The following is a 1,040-nucleotide window of genomic DNA, read 5'->3' on the forward strand; positions in this document are numbered from 1 at the left end:
CGAGAAAAACGCTAGACTATGAATCACCCGCAGAGCGGTTTAGCCAGTGTGTTGCATCCATCGGTTGAACTCACAGCACTAAGCGGACATCTAAATGACATTTTTAACTCTAACTTGCGATTGTGAATTCTGTAAAAAGCGAGAAAAAAACTTTGCTGGCGGTAAAGTGTTATTATGGCTACTTCTGTGATAATCACTACAACATCGGAGAAAAAATTGCCTGCCAGCGAGAGTTTCTTGTGCAGGATCCGGATGGTTATCTTCTGCGTTTCAGCCAGTACATTGAGTAGCGCTTCTGCCGCGATTTTGCCATTCGCTCGTATTTAATAAAAGCCAGTCGTTACTTGATTTCTCAGTCCTTCAACCACCGTTTCAGGCAAAGTTATGACTGCCTTCACGCTAGTTTTGATCCGTTCGATGATTGCTGTTCGAGGTCCATTCTGCCAAGCCTCACTCCCGTAAAATGCTTCCTGCGATGCCTCCATATGCTCAATGTCATCAAATGCCCGAATCAGGTAGTACGAATCCTCGTCATGCAGTGAGCAACCGAATACAACGACATCGATACCCGCCTCATGATGCAGAGGAACACTTATGTCTACCATGACTTGATGAAACTTCTGACCGGTACCGGGTTTTAGGGTGTACTGCAATATCTCAACAATTCTCATAAGTTTCACTCCATTGCTATACACTCTGGCTTGCTCTCCGCAGATTAGTACATTCTTGGGTCAGCAACGTTCGCTTCTGGCACAAAGCAGATATCATCGCAGAGAATCTCTTACAGGGTTGAAAAAAGACCCTCGCTTTCACCATGATTTTGCCTGTCTGTATATCGGGCTTAACCTCTTTGCCACAGTTAAGTCCTCAATAAGATGAAATACTTACAACGTTTTTGGACGACATTTTGTGGATGAAAGTGGGGGAATGGGTGGCTAGCGTTTCGCATTGATCTGGCTGAATTGACCTGCCCCCAGTATTAGATACAACCATCAGTTAGTAATGTCGGTTTGTTTACCTTCACATTTTCCATTCCGCCA

1 protein-coding gene and 1 pseudogene are annotated in these 1,040 nt (G+C 44.5%); one reads left to right on the plus strand and one right to left on the minus strand.

Going from position 1 to position 1,040, the window contains the following annotated elements:
- Window positions 1–188: 188 nt before the first annotated feature.
- Window positions 189–290: pseudogene (locus NR177_RS23740) on the plus strand (VOC family protein); the annotation flags it as partial.
- 33 nt (window positions 291–323) lie between these two features.
- Here NR177_RS23740 and NR177_RS23745 read toward each other — a convergent pair.
- A complete protein-coding gene (locus NR177_RS23745; RefSeq protein WP_109716128.1) occupies window positions 324–671 on the minus strand; it encodes an NIPSNAP family protein in 348 nt (115 codons plus the stop codon).
- Between the last annotated feature and the right edge of the window lie 369 nt (window positions 672–1,040).

It is taken from the genome of Pantoea sp. Fr+CA_20, assembly GCF_024520835.1.
GTDB lineage: Bacteria > Pseudomonadota > Gammaproteobacteria > Enterobacterales > Enterobacteriaceae > Pantoea > Pantoea allii.

Excerpts from the sequence above, each read along its gene's own strand:
- NR177_RS23745 (WP_109716128.1), bottom strand. The coding sequence starts at position 671 with ATGAGAATTGTTGAGATATTGCAGTACACCCTAAAACCCGGTACCGGT.